The 23,262-nt window shown below is 71.9% G+C and carries 22 protein-coding genes; 6 read left to right on the top strand and 16 right to left on the bottom strand.

From position 1 onward, the window contains the following. Positions 1-61: 61 nt before the first annotated feature. Positions 62-2,833: a hypothetical protein gene (locus ACFYOP_RS28305; RefSeq protein ID WP_356897603.1), complete on the top strand. Its 2,772-nt coding sequence runs from the start codon at positions 62-64 to the stop codon at positions 2,831-2,833. Between the two features lie 3 nt (positions 2,834-2,836). Here the strand turns inward: ACFYOP_RS28305 and ACFYOP_RS28300 are convergent, their stop codons facing one another. Next, entirely contained in the window at positions 2,837-3,259 is a 423-nt protein-coding gene (locus ACFYOP_RS28300) for an ATP-binding protein (RefSeq protein WP_356897602.1), read from the bottom strand. 114 nt (positions 3,260-3,373) lie between these two features. Between ACFYOP_RS28300 and ACFYOP_RS28295 the strand changes: the two genes are divergently transcribed. Together ACFYOP_RS28295 and ACFYOP_RS28290 are read left to right on the top strand one after the other, a co-directional pair. Then, positions 3,374-4,198: a helix-turn-helix transcriptional regulator gene (locus ACFYOP_RS28295; RefSeq protein WP_356897601.1), complete on the top strand. Its 825-nt coding sequence runs from the start codon at positions 3,374-3,376 to the stop codon at positions 4,196-4,198. After that, positions 4,195-4,431, top strand: a complete 237-nt coding sequence (locus tag ACFYOP_RS28290; RefSeq protein ID WP_356897600.1) for a DUF397 domain-containing protein — start codon at positions 4,195-4,197, stop codon at positions 4,429-4,431. Before ACFYOP_RS28295 ends, ACFYOP_RS28290 begins: the two co-directional genes overlap by 4 nt. Here ACFYOP_RS28290 and hemB read toward each other — a convergent pair. From hemB to ACFYOP_RS28255, 7 genes are all read right to left on the bottom strand, one after another. Further along, a complete protein-coding gene (hemB, locus tag ACFYOP_RS28285; RefSeq protein ID WP_356897599.1) occupies positions 4,415-5,416 on the bottom strand; it encodes a porphobilinogen synthase in 1,002 nt (333 codons plus the stop codon). The two genes, ACFYOP_RS28290 and hemB, sit on opposite strands and share 17 nt — an antisense overlap. A 74-nt stretch (positions 5,417-5,490) precedes the next feature. Beyond that, positions 5,491-6,345: a methyltransferase domain-containing protein gene (locus ACFYOP_RS28280; RefSeq protein WP_356897598.1), complete on the bottom strand. Its 855-nt coding sequence runs from the start codon at positions 6,343-6,345 to the stop codon at positions 5,491-5,493. A 282-nt stretch (positions 6,346-6,627) separates the two neighbouring features. After that, positions 6,628-8,295: a uroporphyrinogen-III synthase gene (locus tag ACFYOP_RS28275; RefSeq protein ID WP_356899583.1), complete on the bottom strand. Its 1,668-nt coding sequence runs from the start codon at positions 8,293-8,295 to the stop codon at positions 6,628-6,630. Then, positions 8,292-9,251: a hydroxymethylbilane synthase gene (hemC, locus tag ACFYOP_RS28270; protein ID WP_356899584.1), complete on the bottom strand. Its 960-nt coding sequence runs from the start codon at positions 9,249-9,251 to the stop codon at positions 8,292-8,294. The genes ACFYOP_RS28275 and hemC overlap by 4 nt, the downstream gene beginning before the upstream one ends. Then, complete coding sequence (locus tag ACFYOP_RS28265) at positions 9,248-10,948, bottom strand: glutamyl-tRNA reductase (protein WP_356899585.1); 1,701 nt, start codon at positions 10,946-10,948, stop codon at positions 9,248-9,250. Before ACFYOP_RS28265 ends, hemC begins: the two co-directional genes overlap by 4 nt. Next, on the bottom strand, positions 10,945-11,670 hold the full coding sequence (locus ACFYOP_RS28260) for a redox-sensing transcriptional repressor Rex (RefSeq protein ID WP_356899586.1): 726 nt from the start codon (positions 11,668-11,670) through the stop codon (positions 10,945-10,947). Before ACFYOP_RS28260 ends, ACFYOP_RS28265 begins: the two co-directional genes overlap by 4 nt. Positions 11,671-12,017: 347 nt before the next feature. Beyond that, positions 12,018-12,302 (bottom strand): glutaredoxin family protein, encoded by a 285-nt coding sequence (locus ACFYOP_RS28255; protein WP_356899587.1) that lies wholly within the window; start codon positions 12,300-12,302, stop codon positions 12,018-12,020. A gap of 138 nt (positions 12,303-12,440) precedes the next feature. Here ACFYOP_RS28255 and ACFYOP_RS28250 point away from each other — a divergent pair, with 138 nt between their 5' ends. From ACFYOP_RS28250 to ACFYOP_RS28240, 3 genes are all read left to right on the top strand, one after another. Then, positions 12,441-13,382, top strand: a complete 942-nt coding sequence (locus ACFYOP_RS28250) for an HAD-IB family hydrolase (protein ID WP_356899588.1) — start codon at positions 12,441-12,443, stop codon at positions 13,380-13,382. Positions 13,383-13,745: 363 nt separating this feature from the next. After that, positions 13,746-14,591 (top strand): ECF subfamily RNA polymerase sigma factor, BldN family, encoded by an 846-nt coding sequence (locus tag ACFYOP_RS28245; protein WP_356899589.1) that lies wholly within the window; start codon positions 13,746-13,748, stop codon positions 14,589-14,591. Positions 14,592-14,855: 264 nt separating this feature from the next. Then, positions 14,856-16,046 carry a DUF5667 domain-containing protein gene (locus ACFYOP_RS28240; RefSeq protein ID WP_356899590.1) on the top strand — a complete coding sequence of 397 codons (1,191 nt, stop codon included), beginning with the start codon at positions 14,856-14,858 and terminating at the stop codon, positions 16,044-16,046. 60 nt (positions 16,047-16,106) lie between these two features. Here ACFYOP_RS28240 and ACFYOP_RS28235 read toward each other — a convergent pair whose 3' ends face one another. From ACFYOP_RS28235 to ACFYOP_RS28200, 8 genes are all read right to left on the bottom strand, one after another. Further along, positions 16,107-17,276, bottom strand: coding sequence for a 1-acyl-sn-glycerol-3-phosphate acyltransferase (locus ACFYOP_RS28235; protein ID WP_356899591.1), 1,170 nt, complete (start codon positions 17,274-17,276; stop codon positions 16,107-16,109). A gap of 15 nt (positions 17,277-17,291) precedes the next feature. After that, the gene (locus ACFYOP_RS28230) at positions 17,292-18,392 is read right to left on the bottom strand and encodes an NAD-dependent epimerase/dehydratase family protein (protein WP_356899592.1); all 1,101 of its coding nucleotides are present in this window, start codon (positions 18,390-18,392) and stop codon (positions 17,292-17,294) included. Between the two features lie 198 nt (positions 18,393-18,590). After that, positions 18,591-18,689 (bottom strand): 30S ribosomal protein bS22, encoded by a 99-nt coding sequence (locus ACFYOP_RS28225; protein ID WP_003948845.1) that lies wholly within the window; start codon positions 18,687-18,689, stop codon positions 18,591-18,593. A gap of 143 nt (positions 18,690-18,832) precedes the next feature. Beyond that, positions 18,833-19,045 (bottom strand): helix-turn-helix domain-containing protein, encoded by a 213-nt coding sequence (locus tag ACFYOP_RS28220; protein ID WP_014046653.1) that lies wholly within the window; start codon positions 19,043-19,045, stop codon positions 18,833-18,835. A gap of 128 nt (positions 19,046-19,173) precedes the next feature. After that, positions 19,174-19,977: a phosphatase gene (locus tag ACFYOP_RS28215; protein ID WP_356899593.1), complete on the bottom strand. Its 804-nt coding sequence runs from the start codon at positions 19,975-19,977 to the stop codon at positions 19,174-19,176. A 106-nt stretch (positions 19,978-20,083) separates the two neighbouring features. Then, positions 20,084-21,259, bottom strand: coding sequence for an acetoin utilization protein AcuC (locus ACFYOP_RS28210; protein WP_356899594.1), 1,176 nt, complete (start codon positions 21,257-21,259; stop codon positions 20,084-20,086). Further along, positions 21,210-22,445 (bottom strand): MFS transporter, encoded by a 1,236-nt coding sequence (locus tag ACFYOP_RS28205; protein ID WP_356899595.1) that lies wholly within the window; start codon positions 22,443-22,445, stop codon positions 21,210-21,212. The genes ACFYOP_RS28210 and ACFYOP_RS28205 overlap by 50 nt, the downstream gene beginning before the upstream one ends. Before the next feature lie 43 nt (positions 22,446-22,488). Continuing rightward, on the bottom strand, positions 22,489-23,133 hold the full coding sequence (locus tag ACFYOP_RS28200; RefSeq protein ID WP_356899596.1) for an HAD family hydrolase: 645 nt from the start codon (positions 23,131-23,133) through the stop codon (positions 22,489-22,491). Positions 23,134-23,262 lie beyond the last annotated feature (129 nt).

Genomic DNA, 23,262 nt, shown 5'->3' with positions numbered 1-23,262 from the left:
GGTCCGAGAGGCGCTTGGGCATCAACCGGGCGCCGGGGAAACGGGGTTGAGGAGAGACAAGTTGATACGTGCCCGAAAGATATGGGTCACCGCGACAGCGGTACTCGCCGTGGCGGGGGTGTCTCCCGCGGTGGCGCAGGCCCAGCCGCAGCCACCCGGCGCCCGGCCCGCCGCGGCGGCCGACGACACGGCGGACGGCCTCCCGCCCGGCTGGCGGATCACGAACACGGGCGGGGAGGAAGTCCTCGAGTGGCGCTCCCCGCGGCCCGTGCCGGCGGGTGACGCGCGGGTGGAGTTCCACGCCGACGGCGCACTGGTCGGCGTACCCGAGCAGGAGAACGACGGCCGGACCTTCCGGCTGCCGCTGGCGGAGGCACGCACCACGGACCTGGCCGACCTCCAGGTCCTGGCGGCGGGCCGGCGCCTGGACGAGAAGGCGGACGGCGCCCGCGAACAGCGGGCCGTGCCGGTCCTCCCCGAGTTGCCGGCGGCCTCGGTGGACCCCGGCAGGCCGGGCCCGTTCCGCACGGCCACCGGCGAGTACGCGCTCGACGCGGTCCGCCTGCCCGGCTTCGACGCGCCCGTCGAGATGCGCGGCGTCGTCGTCGCGCCGAAGGGGGCCACGGGCAAGCGCCCGGTCGCGCTGTTCCTGCACGGGCGGCACGCCACCTGCTACGTCCCCGGCAAGGACGACGAAGTGACGATCGACTGGCCGTGCGCCAAGGGCGCGAAGCCGATCCCGAGCCACCGGGGCTATCTGCGCGACCAGCGGCTGCTGGCCTCCCAGGGCTATGTGACCGTCTCGGTCTCCGCCAACGGCGTCAACGGCCAGGACTGGAACGCCGAGGACGGCGGCGCGCAGGCCCGCTCCTCGCTGGTACGTCACCACCTGGCCCGCTGGGCCGACTGGGCCGCCGCTCCGGCCACGGCACCGGCGGCCGTCCGCACGGCGCCGAAGGCAGACCTGTCCCGCGTCCTGCTCGTCGGGCACTCGCGCGGCGGCGAGGGCGTCAACCGTGCCGCCATGGACAGCCTGTACCCGCCGCCGGCCGGGCAGGACGGCTACCGGGGCAAGGTGCGCTGGCACATCCGAGGCACCGTGCTCATCGGCCCGACGATCTTCGGCCAGAACCCGGTGCCGGACGTCCCGTCGCTGACGATCCTGCCGGGCTGCGACGGCGATGTCTCCGACCTCCAGGGCCAGGTGTACGCCGACGGCACACGCGGCGTCAGCCGGGGCAAGGCCCTGCACAGTGCGGTCTACATGGTCGGAGCGAACCACAACCACTTCAACAGCGAGTGGACCCCGGGCCAGGCGCAGGCACCCGCCGACGACGACTTCTGGCACGACCCCGAGCAGCCCGACCCGGTCTGCTCCCCCGGTACCGCGACCCGGCTCACCGCCGACCAGCAGCACCGGGCCGGTGCCACCTACATCGCCTCCGCCGCCCGGCTCTTCGTCGCCGGGGACGACCGGGCGCGTGAACTGCTCGACGGCACCGGCCGCCGGGCCCCCTCCGCCGACCCGGCGCGGGTGCTGACCCACGCCGTCGGCGCGAACCGCCGCGCCGCTTTCCTGCCGGACGGCTCCGTGAAGGTGACCGGCGGACGGCTGTGCTCCGCGATCGACCCCGATCCGCGCAAGGCCTGCCTGGCCCCCGAGGCCGGCGGCGGCTCGCCGCACTTCGCCCACTGGCAGCCGGAACGCGAGACCGGCCGCCGCGCCGTGGCACTGCGCTGGTCCGCGCCCGGCTCGGCGGTGAAGGTGCGCCCCGAGAAGCCGCTGTCCGTGAGGGGCGCCAAGGGCCTCGCCCTGCGCGTCTTCGTGCCGCCGAACACCACCGGGACACAGCTCGACGTGTCCGTCACCGACGCCTCCGGCAAGCGGGCGGACCTCGGCCGTGTCCGGGTCGACGGGCTCCCCGGCTCCGACCGGACCACCTCCTACTGGGCGCGCGAGGTGCGCGTATCGCTCGGCGCCGCCGCCCGCGCCGGTCTCGACCTGCGCAGGATCGCCTCCCTGGAGCTGACCCCGCGCTCCCGTTCCGGACAGGCGTGGCTGATGGACGCCTGGGCCTGGAGCCCCGGCACACCAGCGGTACGCGAGGCCCCGCTGACCCGTATCGACGTCGGCCGCCTGACGGTCAAGGAGGGCGACTCCGGCGTCCGCACGTACCGGGTGCCGGTGCGGGTGTCGGGCAAGAACAGCGGCACGGTCCGGCTGTACGTCCTCGACCCGGTCACCGGCCGGGCCAAGGACCGGCTGGTGACCGTCCGGCCGGGCGGCGGCGGCATCGACGTACCGGTCAAGGTGAAGGGGAACAAGCGGTACTCCTGGGACGTGTCGCACGACGTGCTCGTGAAGGCGGTCCGCGGGACCGTCGTCGGCGCGTACTCCGGCGGGGTCACCGCCGAGAACGACGACCCGATGCCCGAGGTCACCGTGCAGCCGGTCGCCGACAAGGTGACGGAGGGGCAGCCGCTGAAGTGGCGCGTCGCGCTGTCGGCACCCGCCGACGCGGAGATCTACAGGTCGGTCCAGCTCGTTTCCGTCCCCGACGGCCCCGAGCTGTCCACCAAGGACGTCGACCGGCAGTGGCTGCTGGACACGCTGCTCGGCGAAGTGCCCGACGGTGAGGTCCCGCTGTCCCAGCTGGAGTACCCGTTCCTGTGGGTTCCGGTACCGCCCGGCAGCACCGGCGTGGACGTCACCGTCCCCACGGTCGCCGACAAGGTGAAGGAGCCGGCGGAGTACCTGGGCATCCAGCCCGCCGACGACGAGGGAACGCCGCAGGGCCCGGTCCTGAAGGGCACGGTGACCGACGCGCCGTAGGCGTCAGGAGGTCAACGGCCGCGCGAACTCGCACCACACCACTTTGCCGGGTTCGCGCGGCCCCACGCCCCACGTGTCGGCCAGCGCGTCCACCAGCAGCAGGCCGCGCCCCGTCTCGCCCTCCGGGTCGCACTCCGCGTCGCGCAGGCACGGCTTCCCGTCACCGCTGTCGTGCACCTCGACACGCAGCGACGTGCCCCGGTCCTGGAGCCACAGCCTCAGCAGATAGCCGCGGCCCGGCGGTACGCCGTGCACCAGCGCGTTCGTCACGAGCTCGCTCACACACAGCGTGACGTCGTCGGCCCGCGCGCCCCAGCCCCACGCGGCGAGCGCCGTACGGGCGAACTCCCTTGCCGCGGCGACCGATCGGCGTTCCCGTCGGCAGAACAGCTCGCGCAGATCCTCGTGTTGCATCGTCTTGTCCACGACCACGAGCGTCGCGGTGCGTGACCGGGTCGCGGCACTCCGTCGACCCGTACGTTTCATTTGTACGGGTCGCGCGGGCGTAACGTACGCGTGGGTCCGGGGAGTTGGTGGGGTATGCACCCCAGGAGACGCCAAAGGAAGAACGCCACGGCGCTGCGGCTGGTCGGCCGCCAGCTCGCCCGCTTCCGCGAGGCCGCGGGCCTCACGCAGCGTGAACTCGCGGCGGAGTTCAACCTCGGCGAGGAGACCGTCGCCTCGATCGAACAGGGCCGCCGCCCTCTGAAGCCGGACCTGGCGCAGAGATTCGACGACCGCCTCGACACGAAGGGCGCGCTGTCGGTGGCACTGGAGCACCTGCCGGAGGTGGACCTGATCCCGGCGTGGGTCGAGGAGTTCGTCGATCTGGAGCGCGAGGCCATCGCACTCTCCTCGTACGAGAACCAAGTAGTCCCGGGCCAGTTGCAAACCGCCGACTACGCGAGGGCGGTGTTCCGCAGTCGTCTCCCGATCATCCCCGCGGAGGAGATCGAGGCACAGACGGACATCCGCCTGGAACGGCAGACCATTCTGCGCAGCGCCCCTCCGAGGAGTCTGAGCTTTGTGATCTGGGAGGCAGTCCTGCGTGTACCCCTCGGAGGCAGGGACGTCTTCACAGCCCAGCTCCGGCACCTACGAGAGGTCACCGAGCTTCCGGGAGTCACGGTGCAGGTAATGCCGTTCGCCCACACCACGCACCCAGCTCTGGACGGGCCTTTCGTCCTGCTCGAAACGCCGGAGCACCAGCACCTCGCCTACACGGAGACACAGCGCGGCAGCCAGCTCATCCATGACCAGGACGAGGTCAGCATCCTGACGCAGAAATATGGGATGCTGCGGGCCCAGGCTCTCAACCCGGAAGAGACGGCGGGCCTGTTGGACCGGCTGCTAGGAGAAGCATGAGCACCGCACTCGAGTGGTTCAAGTCCAGCTACAGTGGCAGCGAGGGTGGCAACTGCCTCGAAGTGGCGTACCACTGGCGCAAGTCGACCCACAGCGGCAGCGAAGGCGGCGCGTGCGTCGAGGTCGCCACCCACCCCGCCGCGATCCACGTCCGCGACTCCAAGGACGCCGGCGGCCCGGTACTCAGCCTCGCACCGGCCGCCTGGACGGCCTTCGTCAGCGACCTGGGCTGAGGTTCTGGGCGACCTCCGTCGCCCAGTACGTCAGGATCATGCTCGCGCCCGCGCGCTTGATGCCGAGCAGGGTCTCGGCGATCGCCTTGTCCCGGTCGATCCAGCCCTTCTCGGCGGCGGCCTCGACCATCGCGTACTCGCCGCTGATCTGGTACGCGGCGACCGGGACGGCCACCTCGGCCGCGACGCGCGCCAGGATGTCGAGGTACGGGCCCGCGGGCTTGACCATGACCATGTCGGCGCCCTCGTCGAGGTCGAGCGCCAGCTCCCGCATCGACTCGCGGACGTTCGCCGGGTCCTGCTGGTAGGTCTTGCGGTCGCCCGTGAGCGACGAGCCGACGGCCTCGCGGAAGGGGCCGTAGAAGGCTGAGGAGTACTTCGCGGTGTACGCGAGGATCGCCACGTCCTCCTTGCCGATGGTGTCGAGCGCGTCGCGGACGACACCGACCTGGCCGTCCATCATGCCGCTGGGGCCGACGACGTGGACGCCGGCGTCGGCCTGGACCTGGGCCATCTCGGCGTAGCGTTCCAGCGTGGCGTCGTTGTCGACGCGGCCGTCCGCCGCCAGGACTCCGCAGTGGCCGTGGTCCGTGTACTCGTCGAGGCACAGGTCCGACATGATCACGAGCTCGTCGCCGACCTCCGCCTTCACGTCCCGGATCGCGACCTGAAGAATTCCGTCCGGGTCCGTGCCCGCCGTGCCGGCCGCGTCCTTCTTGGCGTCCTCGGGCACGCCGAAGAGCATGATCCCGGCGACCCCGGCCTCGCGCGCCTCGACGGCGGCCTTCCGGAGCGTGTCACGGGTGTGCTGGACGACGCCCGGCATGGCCTGGATCGGGACGGGCTCGCTGATCCCCTCGCGGACGAAGGCGGGCAGGATCAGATCGGACGGGTGCAGCCGGGTCTCGGCGACCATGCGCCGCATGGCGGGAGTGGTCCGGAGCCGCCGGGGGCGGGCACCGGGGAAGGATCCGTACGCAGTCATACGTGCCACGCTACGCCCGCCCGGAGGGTCCGATTACCGACACCGCGTCGGCAGCGGCGTCGCGCGACGCGCCTCTACGGGCGGGTCGCTCTGACGATCCAGGCCGCCGAGTCGTAGAGCACCCCGCCGTCCGTCGAATGGGCCTCGATGTCGGCGCGCAGGCTTTCGAGGGCATGCGCCCGGCCGGCCTCGTCGAGGTCCTCGATCACCCAGGCGAGCATCCCGGAGACGAAGTCGTAGGCCGCTTCGGCGGTCCGGCCGAAGTTCATGGGGCGCTCCAGCCCGGTCACCTGCGGCTCCTCGAATCCGGCGGCCGTGAGCGTGTCCCGCACGGCGTCCGGGTCCGCCATCGCGAACGGACCGGGCGCGCCGGGCGGCGGCACGGGCAGCTCGCGGCCCGCGGCGAGGGCGGTCGCGAAGGACCGGAACCACTCGTTGTGGGCCACGTCCTGCCACACCAGCAGCACCAGCCGGCCGCCGGGGCGCAGCGCGCGGGCGATGTTGCGGAACGCGGTCACCGGCTCGGCGAAGAACATGGCCCCGGCGCGGCTGATGGCGGCGTCGAAGGACGCCGCGGGGAACGGGTACGTCTGGGCGTCGGCCTGCTCGTAGCGGATGCTGTCGAGCCCCTCGCGCTCGGCCTCCCGCCGGGCGGCGCGCAGCATCGGCCCCGACAGGTCGACGCCGAGGACGGGCGCGCCGACGGTGAGCCGGGCGGCGGCGCGGGACTCCAGCCCGTTGCCGCAGCCGATGTCGAGGACACGCTCGCCGCGGTGGAGGGCGGCGGCGTCGAGGAACGGCCCCTGGTACGCGTGGACGGCACGGTCGAACTGCTCGGCGTGCTCGGCCCAGTAGAAGCCCTGGTCACCGTCCCATGCGTGCGCCTGTTCGGCGTTGGACGGGTCGAGGTGCATGGTGCTGGCGCTCATGGCGGTCTCCCACTTCGTGCGCGGGGCGGCGTCTGCCTTCCGGTGTACGCCTTGGGGTGCGCTCCCGCCAACCGCCGCGGGGCGGGGGCGGCCGCTGCGCGGGGCGTTTTCCCCACCCCGCCCCTTCCCGAACCGGGCTCCGCCCGGACCCGCGCCTCAAACGCCGGCGAGGCTGGAACGTGCCGGCGTTTGAGGCGCGGGGGCCCGGGGCAGCGCCCCCGGTTACGGGAAGGGGCGGGTAGGGGAGAACCCCACCCGCCCCGCCACCGCGTCAGCGCGGCGTCACGTCGTCGTGCGTCGCCGCCGTCCGCCAGGGCGCCGTTCCGACGGGCGGGTCACGTGTTCGCCCGCCTCGACCGCCACCGCGCGGCGGGCCGCGCCGAAGTCGGCGAGGGCCTCGACCAGGCGGTGGACGGACGGCTCCGGGGAGAGGACGTCGACGCGGAGCCCGTGCTCCTCAGCGGTCTTCGCCGTCGCCGGACCGATGCACGCGATCACGGTCACGTTGTGCGGCTTGCCCGCGATGCCGACCAGGTTCCGGACCGTCGACGACGAGGTGAAGAGCACCGCGTCGAAGCCGCCGCCCTTGATCGCCTCGCGCGTCTCCGCCGGCGGCGGCGACGCCCGTACGGTCCGGTAGGCCGTGACGTCGTCGACCTCCCAGCCCAGCTCGATGAGCCCGGCGACCAGCGTCTCGGTCGCAATGTCGGCGCGCGGCAGGAAGACGCGGTCGATCGGGTCGAAGACCGGGTCGTACGGCGGCCAGTCCTCCAGCAGGCCGGCCGCGGACTGCTCGCCGCTCGGGACCAGGTCCGGCTTGACGCCGAAGTCCACGAGCGCCGCCGCGGTCTGCTCGCCGACCGCCGCGACCTTGATCCCGGCGAAGGCGCGCGCGTCGAGCCCGTACTCCTCGAACTTCTCGCGCACCGCCTTGACCGCGTTGACCGAGGTGAAGGCGATCCACTCGTAGCGGCCGGTGACGAGGCCCTTGACCGCGCGTTCCATCTGCTGCGGCGTGCGCGGCGGTTCGACGGCGATGGTCGGGACCTCGTGCGGCACCGCGCCGTAGGAACGGAGCTGGTCGGAGAGCGAGGCGGCCTGCTCCTTCGTACGCGGTACGAGCACCTTCCAGCCGAACAGCGGCTTGGATTCGAACCACGCGAGCTGGTCGCGCTGGGCGGCGGCGCTGCGCTCACCGACCACGGCTATGACCGGCTGGTGTCCCTCGGGGGAGGGCAGCACCTTCGCCTGCTTCAGGGTCTGTGCGATCGTGCCGAGCGTCGCCGTCCACGTCCGCTGCCGGGTGGTCGTACCGGCGACGGTCACGGTCAGCGGGGTGTCGGGCTTGCGGCCGGCCGCGACCAGCTCGCCGGCCGCCGCGGCGACCGTCTCGAGGGTCGTGGAGACGACCACCGTGCCGTCGCTCGTGCCGACCTCGGTCCAGCACCGGTCGGACGCCGTCCGCGCGTCGATGAAGCGGACGTCGGTGCCGTGCTCGTCGCGCAGCGGGACACCCGCGTAGGCGGGCACGCCCACCGCGGCGGCCACTCCGGGCACGACCTCGAAGGGGATGCCCTCCGCGGCGCAGGCGAGCATCTCCTGACCTGCGTCGGTGTCCAGACCGGGGTCGCCGGTCACCGCACGGACGACCCGCTTGCCGCCCCGCGCGGCCTCCATGACAAGATTGGCCGCATCCCTGAGTACGGGGATTCCGGCGGTTGTTGACGCGCCGTCAACGACCGTCAGCTCAGGCGTGCTCACGCCCGCCCGAGCATGGCCGCGAACGACCTCGAGCACATGCGGCTCGGCGATCAGCACGTCGGCGCCGGCCAGTGCGTCGACGGCGCGCAGAGTCAGCAGACCGGGATCGCCGGGACCGGCGCCCAGGAAGGTGACGTGCCCTTGTCCGTGTGCCGGAAGGGGTGGACGGTTCGAGGTGGTGGGGCTCAAAGTGCTCGCTCCCCCATAAGACCGGCCGCACCCTTGGCGAGCATCTCGTCCGCGAGTTCGCGTCCGAGCGCCGCCGCGTCGTCGTGCGACGTGGGTACGGGACCGGTGGTGGACAGCTGCACCAGCGAGGAGCCGTCGGTCGTGCCGACGACGCCGCGCAGGCGCATTTCGTTGACAGCCTGCCCGTCGCCCAACAGGTCGGCCAGCGCACCCACAGGTGCGGAGCAGCCGGCCTCCAGGGCGGCGAGCAGGGCTCGCTCGGCGGTCACGGCGGCCCGCGTGTGCGGGTCGTCGAGCTCGGCGAGCGCGGCGGCGAGGTCCGCGTCGGACGCGGAACACTCGATCGCCAGTGCCCCCTGGCCGGGGGCGGGCAGGACGAAGTCGACCGACAGGAAGTCGGTCACCTCGTCCGTCCTGCCGATGCGGTTGAGTCCGGCCGCGGCGAGGACGACGGCGTCGAGCTCCCCGTTCCGTACAAATCCGATACGGGTGTCGATGTTGCCGCGGATCGGCACCGTCTCGACGGCCAGGCCGTGGGTGCGGGCGTACGCGTTCAGCTGCGCCATGCGGCGCGGCGAACCGGTCCCGATCCGGGCGCCGTTCGGCAGCTGCTCGAACGTCAGTCCGTCGCGTGCGATCAGCACGTCCCGCGGGTCCTCGCGCTTAGGGACGGCCGCGAGCGCCAGCTCGTCCGGCTGCGTCGTCGGGAGGTCCTTCAGCGAGTGAACGGCGAAGTCGACCTCCCCGCGTGCCAGCGCCTCACGGAGCGCGGCGACGAACACTCCCGTGCCGCCGATCTGCGCGAGGTGCTCGCGGGAGACGTCCCCGTACGTGGTGATCTCGACGAGCTCGACGTCGCGGCCGGTGATGCGGCGCACCGCCTCCGCCACTTGCCCGGACTGGGCCATGGCCAGCTTGCTCCGCCGGGTTCCGAGCCTCAGTGCCCTCTCGGTCATACTCGCCCTCGGTTCTTGACGTCTGCGTCATTCAGGTCGGCCCGGCTGACGGAGGCGACCGTCTCCGGGTCGAGGTCGAAGAGGGTCCGCAGCGCGTCCGCGTACCCGGCGCCGCCGGGTTCTCCGGCCAGCTGCTTGACCCGCACGGTGGGCGCGTGCAGGAGCTTGTCCACCACGCGGCGCACCGTCTGGGTGATCTCGGCGCGCTGCTTCTCGTCGAGACCGGTCAACCGTCCCTCGAGGCGCGCCATTTCCCCGGCGACCACATCGGCGGCCATGGTGCGCAGCGCGACCACGGTCGGGGTGATGTGCGCGGCCCGCTGGGCGGCGCCGAACGCGGCGACCTCGTCGGACACTATGGTGCGGACCTGGTCCACATCGGCCGCCATGGGCGCGTCGGCCGAGGCCTCCGCGAGGGACTCGATGTCGACGAGCCGTACGCCCGCGAGGCGGTGGACGGCGGCGTCGATGTCGCGGGGCATGGCCAGATCGAGCAGCGCGAGCCGTACGGGCCCGGCGCCCGTGCCGTACGCGGTGACCGCGCCGGTGCGGGCGCGCGAGGCGCCCGCCACCCAGGCGCCGTGCTGGGCCAGGGAGTCGTCGAGGCCGACGGGGCAGCCGTCCGCGTTCGTGTCCACCGCGCCCGCGGAAGCGGGCCACGCCGCGCCGTCGCCGGTCGCGGGGGCCGCGTCCGGTGTGCCCGGGCCGCCGGCCCGGTCCACGCCCGGCAGGCCCGCCGGCTCGTCGGCGCCGCCCGGAAGTTCGGCCACCCGGCCGTCGCGGGCCGCGAGCGCGGCCAGGCGCGCGACGACGCTGCCCCCGGGGGCGCGCAGGTCCGCCGGTGCGGGCGCCTCGGGCACGACGTGCTCGGTGAGCGCCGCCGCGACCGCTTCCGCGGTCAGCACGAGCCCGGTCGCACCGGTGCACGACACGACCACGTCGGCCAGGGCCAGTTCGGCGGCGACGTCGGACATGCCGACGGCGCGCGCGTCGACCGTGCCCGGCTCGGAGAGCACCGCGGCCAGCCGCTCCGCGCGCTCCGTGGTCCGGTTGGCGACGACGAGTTCCCGGACACTTAGGCGCGCCAGCGTCGTGGCGGCGAGCGAGGACATCGAACCGGCGCCGATGACCAGCGCCCGCTTGCCCGAGGCCCACTTCTCGACGGGCACGCCGTCGGCGAGCTGTTCGAGGCCGAAGGTCACGAGCGACTGCCCGGCCCGGTCGATCCCGGTCTCGCTGTGAGCGCGCTTGCCGACCCGCAGCGCCTGCTGGAAGAGGTCGTTGATCAGCCGCCCGGCGGTGTGCAGCTCCTGCCCGACCGCCAGCGCGTCCTTGATCTGTCCGAGGATCTGGCCCTCGCCGACGACCATCGAGTCCAGACCGCAGGCCACCGAGAAGAGGTGGTGGACGGCCCGGTCCTCGTAGTGCACATAGAGATAAGGAGTGAGCTCTTCGAGACCGACCCCGCTGTGCTGCGCGAGCAGCGTCGACAGCTCGGCGACGCCGGCGTGGAACTTGTCCACGTCCGCGTACAGCTCGATGCGGTTGCACGTGGCCAGCACCGTCGCCTCGGTGGCGGGTTCCGCCGCGAGGGTGTCCTGGAGCAGCTTGCTCCGCGCGTCGGCGGGCAGCGACGCCCGCTCCAGCACGCTCACGGGGGCACTGCGGTGGCTCAGCCCTACGACCAGGAGACTCATGCCGGCATCACCGCGGTCATGTCACCTTCGGGGCCCCTGCGGTTCGTGCTCTCGGCCTCTTCGCCGGCCTTGCGCTGCTCGTGGAAGGCGAGGATCTGGAGCTCGATCGAGAGGTCGACCTTGCGCACGTCGACCCCGTCGGGCACGGACAGGACGGTCGGCGCGAAGTTGAGGATCGAGGTGACCCCGGCGGCGATCAGGCGTTCGCACACCTGCTGCGCGGCACCGGCGGGCGTGGAGATCACGCCGATGGAGACCCCGTTGTCGCTGATGATCTTCTCGAGCTCGTCCGTGTGCTGGACCGGGATGCCGGCGACGGGCTTTCCGGCCATTGCCGGGTCGGCGTCGATCAGCGCGGCGACCCGGAAACCACGGGAGGCGAAGCCGCCGTAGTTGGCGAGCGCGGCGCCGAGATTACCGATTCCTACGATCACAACCGGCCAGTCCTGAGTCAGGCCCAGTTCACGGGAGATCTGGTAGACGAGATACTCCACGTCGTAGCCGACGCCACGGGTCCCGTACGAGCCGAGGTAGGAGAAGTCCTTGCGCAGCTTCGCGGAGTTGACGCCTGCCGCCGCGGCGAGTTCCTCGGAGGAGACCGTGGGGACGGACCGCTCGGAGAGAGCGGTCAGCGCCCGCAGGTACAGCGGGAGTCGGGCGACGGTGGCCTCGGGAATTCCTCGGCTACGGGTCGCCGGTCGGTGATTTCGGCCAGTTGCCACGGTGCTCCTGGGGGATGAGCGAGGCTGCAGGCGGCCGTGTGTCCCAAGACCGCCCCGTCGACAGCAGGCTATGTCTTTGTGAACGCGTGCACAAAGATGGTGTCCGCTTTGTCCGTCCAAAGTGATCGGGGTCACGCCATCCGACGGCCGAATTGCGGAACCGCAAACCGTCCGTGACCGTTGGGGCACCGAAGGGCGCAAAGCCGGACACACTCCTCTCGCGCACGCCCCCGGGCCCGCCTGATCCTGACCACTGTGCCCTGCCGCGCTCGCGTCCCGATAGAGCCACGACGGTCCCGGGCAGAGACGGGTCCCGATCGAGACATGCCGGAGAGGACGGGACTCGCTCAGACCGCCGGGACGCCGAGCGCCCGCCGGAGCCGGTCGGCGTCCACCTTCCAGAAGGTGTGCTGCTCACCGTCGATCAGCACCACGGGGATCTGCTCCCAGTAGGTGCGGTGCAGCTCCTCGTCCTTGTTGATGTCCTTCTCCTCCCAGGTGGCGCCCGCCTCCGCGCAGACCGCCCGGACGACCTCGCGGGCCTCGTCACAGAGATGACAGCCGGGCTTGCCGACGAGGGTGACGACGTGTTCGGCGGAGTCCTTCTTCTTGCGCCGCTGCAGAAAACTCATGCCTCCCATTCTCGCGGTTCCTGACGGCGACACCGAGTCGACGGCGGGGACGTCATTGACAGCGGGGACGCGGAGAGTTCACGCCGCCGCGTCCCGGGCGGGTCGGGAAGTACCGAACAGACTGGCTATGCTCACGACATGGCCGCACTGGGATGGCTCACTCCGCGTAGGCGCTCCGCCACGGCACGCAGCGTGCTCGCGGGCGAAGCCGCAGCAGAGGCAGCACGGAAGTCCTCGCAGACGATCGAGGCACTCGAGGCGCAGCAGGTCACCGCCCCTGCCGTCGAACCGGAGTTCCCCGTCGCGGGCGACGAACGCGCCGCCGCCTTCTTCGACCTCGACAACACCGTCATGCAGGGCGCCGCGATCTTCCACTTCGGCCGGGGTCTGTACAAGCGGAAGTTCTTCCAGCGCCGCGAGCTGGCCCGGTTCGCCTGGCAGCAGGCGTGGTTCAGGCTCGCGGGGGTCGAGGACCCGGAGCACATGCAGGACGCCCGCGAGAGCGCCCTGTCCATCGTCCAGGGCCACCGCGTCTCCGAACTGATGAGCATCGGCGAGGAGATCTACGACGAGTACATGGCCGACCGCATCTGGCCCGGCACCCGCGCCCTCGCCGAGGCGCACCTCGACGCCGGTCAGAAGGTCTGGCTGGTGACCGCCGCCCCCGTCGAGACGGCGACGATCATCGCCCGCCGGCTCGGCCTGACCGGTGCGCTCGGCACCGTCGCCGAGTCGGTCGACGGCGTCTATACGGGCAGGCTCGTCGGCGAACCGCTCCACGGCCCCGCCAAGGCGGAGGCGGTACGCGCCCTGGCGGCCGCAGAGAGCCTGGACCTCTCCCGCTGCGCCGCGTACAGCGACAGCCACAACGACATCCCGATGCTCTCGCTCGTCGGACACCCGTACGCGATCAACCCGGACACCAAACTGCGCAAGTACGCCCGGCAGCGCGACTGGCGGCTGCGCGACTACCGGACGGGCCGCAAGGCGGCCAAGGTCGGCATCCCGGCCGCGGCCGGCGTGGGCGCGCTGGCGGGCGGCACCGCCGCCGCGGTCGCCCTCCACCGCCGCCGCCGCTGACCCCGGCCCGCGCCGGACGGCGGACCCGGCTGCGGAACATGCGCTCCCCCGCGTGTCGTCCGCCAATCCTGTGGCGTTGTACGGGTAAGTCCCCGGCCAGTCCTCTTGTCACGTCCCGGCCAGAAGAAACCGCTCGGGACGACAGATCATGACCAAATTCGATCAGCAACTGCTCACAATGTGCGACCGGAACTGTCGCGTAGACGCAACACAAGTGTCGGAAACGGCGATTTGAGCAACTGGGTGTAGCACTGCCTGTACGAAGCGTTATTCTCCTCAGACGCATGACGGACCCCACCAGTCCCCACGACGGGTGAACGGTCCCGCACTGCTCGTGATGGAAGCTCTGCCTCTGGGAGTCCCGTGTACCCACACGTCGGGGTTGACGCCTCGGGCCTGGCTACGCTGCGCGCAGCGGTCCTCGACCACTTGCGCGGCCTTGTCCCCGCCGCGTACGCCGTCCCCGCCTTCGCCATGCCCCGCCTTGCCGCCGACGGCCCGGCCGCACCCTGCTATGCCCTGACCGACGGCCTGCACAAGGGCCCCACGCGCAGCGCCGTCGACGAGGGGCGACGGCCGGCCGAAGGACGGGCCACGGGGAGACGAGCCGGCCGCGGCTCCGGCACACACGCCGCCCCCCGCCGACCCACCGCCGACAGTGACAGCGCCCGCATGATGGACCTGGTCGAGCGCGCCCAGGCCGGCGAGGCCGACGCCTTCGGCCGCCTGTACGACCAGTACAGCGACACCGTCTACCGCTACATCTACTACCGCGTCGGCGGGAAGGCGACGGCGGAGGACCTCACCAGTGAGACCTTCCTGCGCGCCCTGCGCCGGATCTCCACCTTCACCTGGCAGGGCCGCGACTTCGGCGCCTGGCTGGTGACGATCGCCCGCAACCTGGTCGCCGACCACTTCAAGTCGAGCCGCTTCCGGCTGGAAGTGACCACCGGGGAGATGCTCGACGCCAACGAGGTGGAGCGCAGCCCCGAGGACTCGGTCCTGGAGTCCCTCTCCAACGCCGCGCTGCTCGAAGCCGTCCGCAAGCTCAACCCCCAGCAGCAGGAGTGCGTCACCCTCCGCTTCCTGCAGGGCCTGTCCGTCGCCGAGACCGCCAGGGCGATGGGCAAGAACGAGGGCGCCATCAAGACACTGCAGTACCGGGCCGTACGCACCCTCGCCCGGCTGCTCCCCGACGACGCACGCTGAGCCACCCCCCGTCCCCCGCCGGCCCCACACCACGACCCCCACGACCCCGCCCCAACTCACAATCGGTGACGCCTCGATGACGCACTGGTCCGATCATCTTTCGCGCGTAACCCAAGTGCCGCGCCGCTCGTTGTGCGGAATGCAGGCTCCCTCTGGACACGCCATGCCCGCAGCCACTCACTCTTTCGTGTGGATGTGCTCAAGGTGTGCAACCCTCCAGATCCCCAGGGGAGTCGATCGTCATGACGAGAGGAGGTGCCGCCAGTGATCGCGAACGTTTCGGCGCACCGGCGGGCGAACGCCTTCGCCCAGGCCTTGGAAGACCAGGCGGCCGAACAGCCCGACGAGTCGGTCGAGTCAGTCGAACCGCCAGAGCACGAACGGCTGTTGACCCTGGCCCACGGTCTAGGCGAGCTACCGAAGCCGCACATGGACCCCGAGGTCAAAGTGGTGCAGCGGGCGCAGCTCGTGGCCGCCATGGAGGCGATGCTCCAAGGAGACACGGCGGCCGCGCCCGCGGGCCCTCCCGTGCCCGAGCAGCGGACCTCCGGCCGCGGCGCCCACCGGGCATCCCCGCTCCGGAAACTGCGGCCCCGTTCCCGCTGGTCGAAGGGGCTCGCGGCCGGCGGTCTGACCGTCGGTGTGGCGGCGGGCGCCCTCGGCGGGGTGGCCGCGGCCAGTTCCGACGCCCTCCCCGGTGAATCCCTGTACGGGCTGAAGCGCGGCATGGAGGACTTCAAGCTCGGCCTGGCCGACGACGACTCCGACCGCGGCGAGCTCTATCTCGACCAGGCGTCCACCCGCCTGAGCGAGGCCCGCAGGCTCATGGAGCGGGACCGCGCCGGCGCCATGGACCACGAGTCCCTGGGCGAGGTCCGCCGCACGCTCACCGGCATGCGGCACGACGTCACCGAGGGCCACCGCCTGCTCAGCGCCGCGTACGAGCGCGACGGCTCGCTCGCCCCGATGGCCGCGCTCAACTCCTTCTCCCGCTCGCACCGCGAGGCGTGGGACGGACTGCGCGACCGGCTGCCCGTCCAGCTGACCGACGTCGGCGACCAGGTCGACTCCGCCTTCGACGCCATAGACGAACAGGTCGGCCCGCTCGAGTCGCTGCTGCCCAGGACCCCGGAGAAGCAGCGCGGCTCCCAGGGCCCCGGCACCTCGCAGGACTCCGGGAACACCGCGGATCCCGGCGGTGCGGCGCCCAGCGCGCCCGGCGGCGAACCGGCCGGGAAGAACACCAGTCCCAGCCCGTCCGGCTCCAGCACGGCCGCGCAGGACGACGGCCTGCTCGGCGGCAACACGGGCGGTCTGCTCGACCCGCCCAAGGACGCGACGAGCCCGTCGCCGTCCGGCAGGAACTCCGCGCCGTCGGCGCCGGAGGTCACCATCCCGCCGCTCCTGCCGGGCATCCTCCCTGGCCTCGGTTTCGAGGCGGAGGACGGCGAGTAGGCACAGTGCGTGAATGAGGGGTGGCCCCGGCCGGGGCCACCCCTCATTCGCGTCCGGGAGTCAGAAGAAGACCGAGCGGCGCTGGACCAGCAGCTTGTAGAGCGTGTGCTGAATCTGCTCCCGCACCTGGTCCGTCAGGTTGAACATCAGCATCGGGTCCTCCGCCGCCTCCGGCGGATAGCCGTCCGTCGCGATCGGCTCCCCGAACTGGATCGTCCACTTCGTCGGCAGCGGCACCGCCCCGAGCGGCCCGAGCCAGGGGAACGTCGGCGTGATCGGGAAGTACGGGAAGCCCAGCAGCCGCGCCAGCGTCTTCGCGTTGCCGATCATCGGGTAGATCTCCTCGGCCCCGACGATCGAGCAGGGCACGATCGGCGCGCCCGCCCGCAGCGCCGTGGACACGAAGCCGCCGCGGCCGAACCGCTGCAGCTTGTAGCGCTCACCGAACGGCTTCCCGATGCCCTTGAAGCCCTCGGGCATCACGCCCACCACCTCGCCGCGCTGCAGAAGCCTTGTCGCATCCTCGGCGCAGGCCAGGGTGTGGCCGGCCTTGCGGGCCAGTTCGTTGACCACCGGCAGCATGAAGACCAGGTCCGCGGCGAGCAGCCGCAGATGACGGCCCGCCGGATGGTTGTCGTGGACGGCGACCTGCATCATCAGCCCGTCCAGCGGCACCGTCCCCGAGTGGTTGGCGACCACCAGCGCGCCGCCGTCCGCCGGGATGTTCTCGATGCCCTTCACCTCGACGCGGAAGTATTTCTCGTACAGCGGCCGCAGCATCGACATCAGGACCTGGTCGGTGAGCTCGGCGTCGTAGCCGAACTCGTCGACCTCGTAGTCCCCCGTGATCCGGCGCCGGAGGAACGCCAGCCCGCCGGCGATCCTCCGGTCCCAGGCGCCGGCCGCCGCGCCGGGTGTCTCCTGCGCGGCCGCGGTGTCCTGGTGTCCCTCCGCGGCGGCCGGGGTGCTCCCGGAGTCCTGCGAGGCGTCCGGCCCGTCGGCGCCCTCGGCGCTCGTGGCGCCGGACGCCACCGGGTCGTCCTGCGTCGGCGGCCCGTCCGTGGCGTCATCGCTCTGCGGCCCGGGCAGGGCGCTCACCACGGCCTCCCCCGTAGCCGCGGGGTCGGCCTTGCGGCGGCCGCCTGCCGGGGAGCGGCGCCGCGCCGGGCGCTGTGCACCGCCGCCGCGCGACCGGTCGTCGTCGAACGGAATGACCTTGGCGTCCGCCATCGTCGGCTGCGCTCCTTATCCGGGCTGTCCGCTGCTGTGCGTCGTCGTCTGCGTGGCCGCCGGCCCGCCGGTCTCCACGGCGGCGTCGCCCACGGACAGGGCGGCCGTGACCTGGTCCACCGCCCTGGCGAGCTTCTCGGGCGGCAGCAGCCCGGGCCCGCGGCTGCGTGCGAAGTCCGCGAACGTCTCGGCCGTCGTGTACTTCGGCCGGAAGCCCAGTGTCTCGCGCATCTGAACGGTGCTCACCACCCGCCCGTGGGTCAGCAGCCGGATCTGCTCGGGCGAGAAGTCGGTGAGGCCGATCGTCCGCAGCGCGGAGCCCACCCAGGTCACCGCCGGCAGCAGCACCGGCAGCGTCGGCCTGCCCAGCCTGCGCGAGCACTGCGACAGCGTCAGCACGCCGTCCCCGGCGATGTTGAAGGTGCCGCTGTTGAGCGTCCCGCGCCGCGGTTCGTGCAGGGCGATCCGCAGCACGTCGATGACGTCGTCCTCGTGGACGAACTGCAGCCGCGGGTCGTACCCGAAGACCGTGGGCATCACGGGCAGCGTGAAGAAGTCGGCGAGCGGCGAGTCGGCGCACGGTCCGAGGATGTTGGCGAAGCGCAGCACGCACACCGCCACGTCGGGCCGGCGCCGGGCGAAGCCGCGCACATATCCCTCGACCTCGACGGCGTCCTTGGCGAAGCCGCCGCTCGGCAGCGACTTGGGCGGCATGGTCTCCGTGAAGACGGCCGGGTCGCGGGGGGCGGAGCCGTAGACGCTCGTACTGGACTTGATCACCAGCCGCTTGACCGTCGGCGACTTCTGGCAGGCGCCGAGGAGCTGCATGGTGCCGATGACGTTGGTCTCCTTGACGGCCGCACGGCCGCCGGCGCCGAGCGGGGTGCCCGTCACGTCCATGTGCACGACCGTGTCGACGGCGTACTCGGCGAGCACCCGCGCGATGGCGGGCTGCCGGATGTCGGCACGGACGAACTCGGCACCGCCCAGGTGATGTCCGGGGCCGACGGCGTCGACCGCGATCACCCGGTCCACCTCGGGGTCCCGCTGGACGCGCCGTACGAGACGGCCGCCGAGCTGCCGGGCCACTCCGGTGACGAGCACGACCTTGCCCAAGATCAGCGCCTTCCTTGGGGCGTTCCGGCCCTGGTCCGCCGACCGGGCCTCGAGTCCTGGCGTCACCGTAGCGCGTCACTGTTGCGCTGTGATGACCGCACGACGGACTTTCGCCACGTCGTGCCGTGTCGGAGCAGCAAACACCCCGGCCCCTCCACCGTGTGGTGGAGGGGCCGGGGCGACGCGTACAGCTGCCGCTTACTTCTTGTTGCGACGCTGAACGCGGGTGCGCTTGAGCAGCTTGCGGTGCTTCTTCTTGGCCATCCGCTTACGCCGCTTCTTGATAACAGAGCCCACGACTACCCTCGCTCACTTCTCGGAACACCCCCGCATCAGCGGGAATCTCGGTGCGGGGCGTCTGGGCCCACACGACCTACGTCGGCCTAGCCTACCTGCCGCCGAGTGAGGGACGTAATCCGAGGGGAACCGTCGAGCCTCCGTCACGCAGATTCCACCCCCACGAAGGATTCGCGGAGATACTCGTGCACCGCTTGCTCCGGTACCCGGAAGGACCTCCCCACCCGGATCGCCGGCAGATGACCGCTGTGCACCAAGCGGTACACCGTCATCTTCGACACCCGCATCACCGAGGCAACCTCCGCCACGGTGAGAAACTTGACCTCGTTGAGAGGCCTCTCGCTGCCAGCAGCCATGACCCACCTGTACCTTCCGCACCCGACGCGCACCGGCTTCCCCTCCGGTGACTCTTCGTCGCTGTGCGCTCACTGCCCAGACTAGGGGCGGGTGATGCAAGTGGGGAAGAGGAGCTGCGATCGGGGGCCTACTGTGACAGACACGCCCGATCGAGTACATAGCGCGTCAACGGCCGGTAGAAATCGGACCGTACGGCGTCGTCAAGCGGAACCGCGACCGACACCAGACCCTCCGCCTCCCCGACGAACAGGGCGGGATCGTCCGTGTCGGCCAGTCCGATGGCCTCGACACCCAGTTGACCTGCTCCGCAGACCCAGCCGTGATCGCCGACGACCAGCTCGGGCAGCGGCCCGCCGGCGTCCGCGGCCGCCTGGAGCGCGACCCTGACCGGCAGGGGGGAATGCGTATGGACGCCGGCGGCGGGCGCTCCCGGTTCACGGAGCACGGCCACTCGCCGTACGTACTCGAGGCGGTAGGGACGTACGCCGAACCGGGTCGTTATGTCGACACATCGCCCCTGCGCGGGTGTGAGTACAGAACAGCCCGCCGCCGACACGGCGTCTGCCAGGCCGGCGTAGAACCCGACCAGCCGGTGCGGGTGTCCGGTCCCGAACAGCACCGGGCCGCCGCGCGCGACGACGGCCCCCAGCCGCTCCGCGAACGCGTCGAGCCTGCCGAGAGTCAGCTCGGGGTCGATGACGTCCGCGCCGCTCACCTGCTCCGGATCGGCCGACACCCCGCACCGGTCGGCCATGAGCGCGAGGACGTCCCGGCCGCTCCAGTTCCACCGGGGGTCGAGGCCGATCGTGACGCGGGGGTCACGCGCGACGAAGGCACGATAGCTCCGCAGACTCGTCTCACGGGGGGTGGCGACGACACCGGCCAGTCGTGACGCCAGCAGATGCGCCCGCAGCGCTCGGGTGCTCAACACCCTGCCGATGCTGACGCACCCGGGCGGCCGCCACCCGAAAACCCGGTACATCGCCCACCGTTGGCGTAACGCGTGCCCGTCGCGGGATCGGCGACAGAGCCCAGGGCTATGCCAGCAGGCCGCGCAGCGGGAAGGCCGCCCGCCGGGTCGCCAGAACGGCCTGGTCCAGCCGGTCGGCGGGGTCGTAGCCCTCGTCCCAGGGGCGCCAGGCCACCGGCCACCGGCCGTCCGTCATCCGCGCCGGGGCCAACTGCCGCGTCTTCGCGTACACCTCGTCCCGCCACGACGACGGGATCACCGACTCGGGCTCCACCGGCTCGTGGGCCGCGATCGCCACCAGATGCGTCCACGACCGGGGCACGACGTCCACGACCGCGTATCCCCCGCCGCCGAGGGCGACCCAGCGGCCGCCGTCCACATGCTCGTGGGCCAGGGCGTGGCACGCCTCCTGGACGGCGCGCTGCGCGTCCAGGGACACCGCCAGGTGCGCCAACGGGTCCTCGAAGTGGGTGTCGGCGCCGTGCTGGGTCACCAGCACCTGCGGCCGGAAGTCGGCCAGCAGCTCCGGCACGACCCCGTGGAAGGCCCGCAGCCAGCCCTCGTCGCCCGTGCCCGCCGGCAGCGCCACGTTCACCGCCGAGCCCTCCGCCGCGTCGGCGCCGGTCTCCTCCGGCCAGCCGGTCTGCGGGAACAGTGTCCGCGGATGCTCGTGCAGCGACACCGTGAGGACCCGTGGATCGTCCCAGAACGCCGCCTGGACGCCGTCCCCGTGGTGGACGTCCACGTCGACGTACGCGACCCGCTCCGCGCCCAGCTCCAGCAGCCGGGCGATCGCCACCGACGCGTCGTTGTAGATGCAGAACCCGGACGCCCCACCGGGCATCGCGTGGTGCAGGCCGCCCGCGAAGTTCACCGCGTGCGCGGCGTCCCCGCGCCACACCGCCTCCGCCGCACCGACGGACTGGCCGGCGATCAGGGCCGACGTCTCGTGCATCCCGGCGAACGCGGGGTCGTCGACCGTGCCGAGCCCGTACGACTGGTCGGCGGCCTTCGGATCGGCCGACGCGGCCCGTACGGCCTCGATGTAGTCCTCCCGGTGCACGAGACGCAGCGTCGAGTCCCCGGCGGGCTTCCCGGCGACCACGTCCATCGACCGGTCCAGCCCGTAGGCGCGCACCAGCCCCATGGTCAGCGCCAGACGCACCGGATCCATCGGATGGCTGGGCCCGAAGTCATACTTCGTTACCGCCTCGTCCCACATCAACAACCCGCGGCCGCTCATACCCGCCACCGTATCGGGCGCTTCCTTCGCCGAACGATCGGGCATACACGAGCGTCACCAGGATCAGCGCCATCGGCACCAGCATCGCCCCGCGATAGCTCCAGGCGCCCCCCAGCGCGCCCACGAGGGGCGAGCCGACGAGGAAGCCGACGTAGTTGAAGACGTTCAGCCGGGCCACGGCGGCGTCGCTGGCACGCCCGGCCGGGAAGAGGCGGCCGGCGGCCGCGAAGGTCTGCGGCACGATCACGCACAGCCCGAGTCCCAGCAGCGTGAACCCGAGCATGCCGACCCACGCCCCCGGCGCCCCCGCCACCACGGCGAACCCTGCCGCCGACAGCACCGCCCCGCACCTGACGACCGCCACGGCCCCGAACCGCCGCACCCCGAGGTCTCCGACGGCCCGCCCGATCAGGGTCGTCACCATGTAGGCGTTGTACGGCACGGTCGCGAGTTCCTCCGAGCTCCCGAGAACGTCCTGCAGATACTTCGCGCTCCAGTTGGAGACGGTCGAGTCCCCGATGTACGCGAACGTCATCACCAGGCAGAGCGGCAGCAACATCCTGAACGCGACCTTGCTCCCGGCCGGAGCCGGTGCGTCCCCGTCGTCCGGCCGCTTTGTGGCGTGCTGCTCGTCGACGTACCACCGGCTCCCGGCCGCAACCGCCGGCACGAGCACCACGACGACCGGCAGATATGAGACGACCAGCGCCAGGTCCCAGTGCGCGCCCACCCAGGCGAGCGAGGCGCCGACGATGCCGCCGAGGCTGTACGCGGCGTGGAAGCCGAGCATGATGCTGCGGCCGTAGGCCCGTTGGAGGCCGACGCCGAGTATGTTCATCGACGCGTCGAGCGCCCCGACGGACAGCCCGAACACGCCGAGAGCGACGGCCACCTGCCACAGCCGGTCGCCGGCGGCGACGCCGAGCAGGGACAGCAGCACCACGGGCTGCGCCCAGCGCAGCACCGTACTCACGGCGACCCGCCGGACGACGCGCTCGGTCAGCACGCTGCCCACCCCGGCGAGCACCGGCACGGCCGCGAGGAACAGGGGCAGCAAGGCGTCCGAGATCCCGTAGCGGTCCTGGATGGCGGGGATACGGGTCACCAGCAGAGCGAAGGCGACGCCCTGGGAGAAGAAGCTGAACGCCAGAGAGGCACGTCCGTGGCGCAACCGCGGCTCAGTCATGGCCGCACAGCGTATGCCCGGACCTTACTCCGCGGTAGACGGATCACACGAGCAGTGCCGGCAGCTCCGCCATCGCCCCGAACCAGCCGTTGGCGCCGGCGAGTTCCGCCTCGGCGGTCATGGCGGTGAAACCGTAGACATCCATCCGCGCGGCCAGGGCCGCCTGCACACCGAGGCGGCTGTCCTCCACGACGACGCACCGCTCGGGCGCGACGCCCATCCGCCGGGCGGCATGAAGGAAGAGATCGGGCGCCGGCTTGCCCCTGCCCACGTCCTGGGCGCTGAAGACGATGCCGTCCGTGAACCACCGGTCCAGCCCCGTGGTGCGATGACCGACCAGGATGCGCTCATGACTGCCGGAGGAGGCGACGCAGTACGGCACTCCGTCGGCCCGGAGCTTCTCCAGCACCTCGGTCACGCCGTCGACGGGGGTCAGTTCGCGCTCGAAGGCGGCGAAGACGCGGGCATGAAAGGTGTCGTCGAAGTCGGCGGGCAGCGGGTGTCCGGTCCGCTCGCGTATGAGGTCGTGGACACGGTGCACGGCGGCGCCCATGTAGTCGCGCAGTGAGTCCTCGTACGTGGTGGGGTGGCCGAGCTCGGTGAGGTAGGCGGCCAGGATGGTGTTCGAGAGGGGCTCGCTGTCGACGAGCACACCGTCGTTGTCGAAGATGACGAGGTCATAGCGCATGCAGACGACCCTAATCGAGCGGCCGGGTCACGAGCCGGTCGTGAATGGGTCCGGAACGCAGAAAAGCCCCGCACCAGAGGTGCGGGGCCTTCCCACAATAATTGTTCGGCGGCGTCCTACTCTCCCACA

It is taken from the genome of Streptomyces sp. NPDC006294, from assembly GCF_042870895.1.
GTDB lineage: Bacteria > Actinomycetota > Actinomycetes > Streptomycetales > Streptomycetaceae > Streptomyces.
This window is presented reverse-complemented; position numbering and strand designations above follow the sequence as displayed.

Bases quoted from the DNA above. Each gene is read 5' to 3' on its own strand.
- ACFYOP_RS28295 (WP_356897601.1), top strand. From the start codon at position 3,374: ATGCACCCCAGGAGACGCCAAAGGAAGAACGCCACGGCGCTGCGGCTG.
- ACFYOP_RS28290 (WP_356897600.1), top strand. From the start codon at position 4,195: ATGAGCACCGCACTCGAGTGGTTCAAGTCCAGCTACAGTGGCAGCGAG.
- hemB (WP_356897599.1), bottom strand. From the start codon at position 5,416: ATGACTGCGTACGGATCCTTCCCCGGTGCCCGCCCCCGGCGGCTCCGG.
- ACFYOP_RS28280 (WP_356897598.1), bottom strand. From the start codon at position 6,345: ATGAGCGCCAGCACCATGCACCTCGACCCGTCCAACGCCGAACAGGCG.
- hemC (WP_356899584.1), bottom strand. From the start codon at position 9,251: ATGACCGAGAGGGCACTGAGGCTCGGAACCCGGCGGAGCAAGCTGGCC.
- ACFYOP_RS28265 (WP_356899585.1), bottom strand. From the start codon at position 10,948: ATGAGTCTCCTGGTCGTAGGGCTGAGCCACCGCAGTGCCCCCGTGAGC.
- ACFYOP_RS28255 (WP_356899587.1), bottom strand. From the start codon at position 12,302: ATGAGTTTTCTGCAGCGGCGCAAGAAGAAGGACTCCGCCGAACACGTC.
- ACFYOP_RS28250 (WP_356899588.1), top strand. From the start codon at position 12,441: ATGGCCGCACTGGGATGGCTCACTCCGCGTAGGCGCTCCGCCACGGCA.
- ACFYOP_RS28235 (WP_356899591.1), bottom strand. From the start codon at position 17,276: ATGGCGGACGCCAAGGTCATTCCGTTCGACGACGACCGGTCGCGCGGC.
- ACFYOP_RS28220 (WP_014046653.1), bottom strand. From the start codon at position 19,045: ATGGCTGCTGGCAGCGAGAGGCCTCTCAACGAGGTCAAGTTTCTCACC.
- ACFYOP_RS28210 (WP_356899594.1), bottom strand. From the start codon at position 21,259: ATGAGCGGCCGCGGGTTGTTGATGTGGGACGAGGCGGTAACGAAGTAT.
- ACFYOP_RS28205 (WP_356899595.1), bottom strand. From the start codon at position 22,445: ATGACTGAGCCGCGGTTGCGCCACGGACGTGCCTCTCTGGCGTTCAGC.
- ACFYOP_RS28200 (WP_356899596.1), bottom strand. From the start codon at position 23,133: ATGCGCTATGACCTCGTCATCTTCGACAACGACGGTGTGCTCGTCGAC.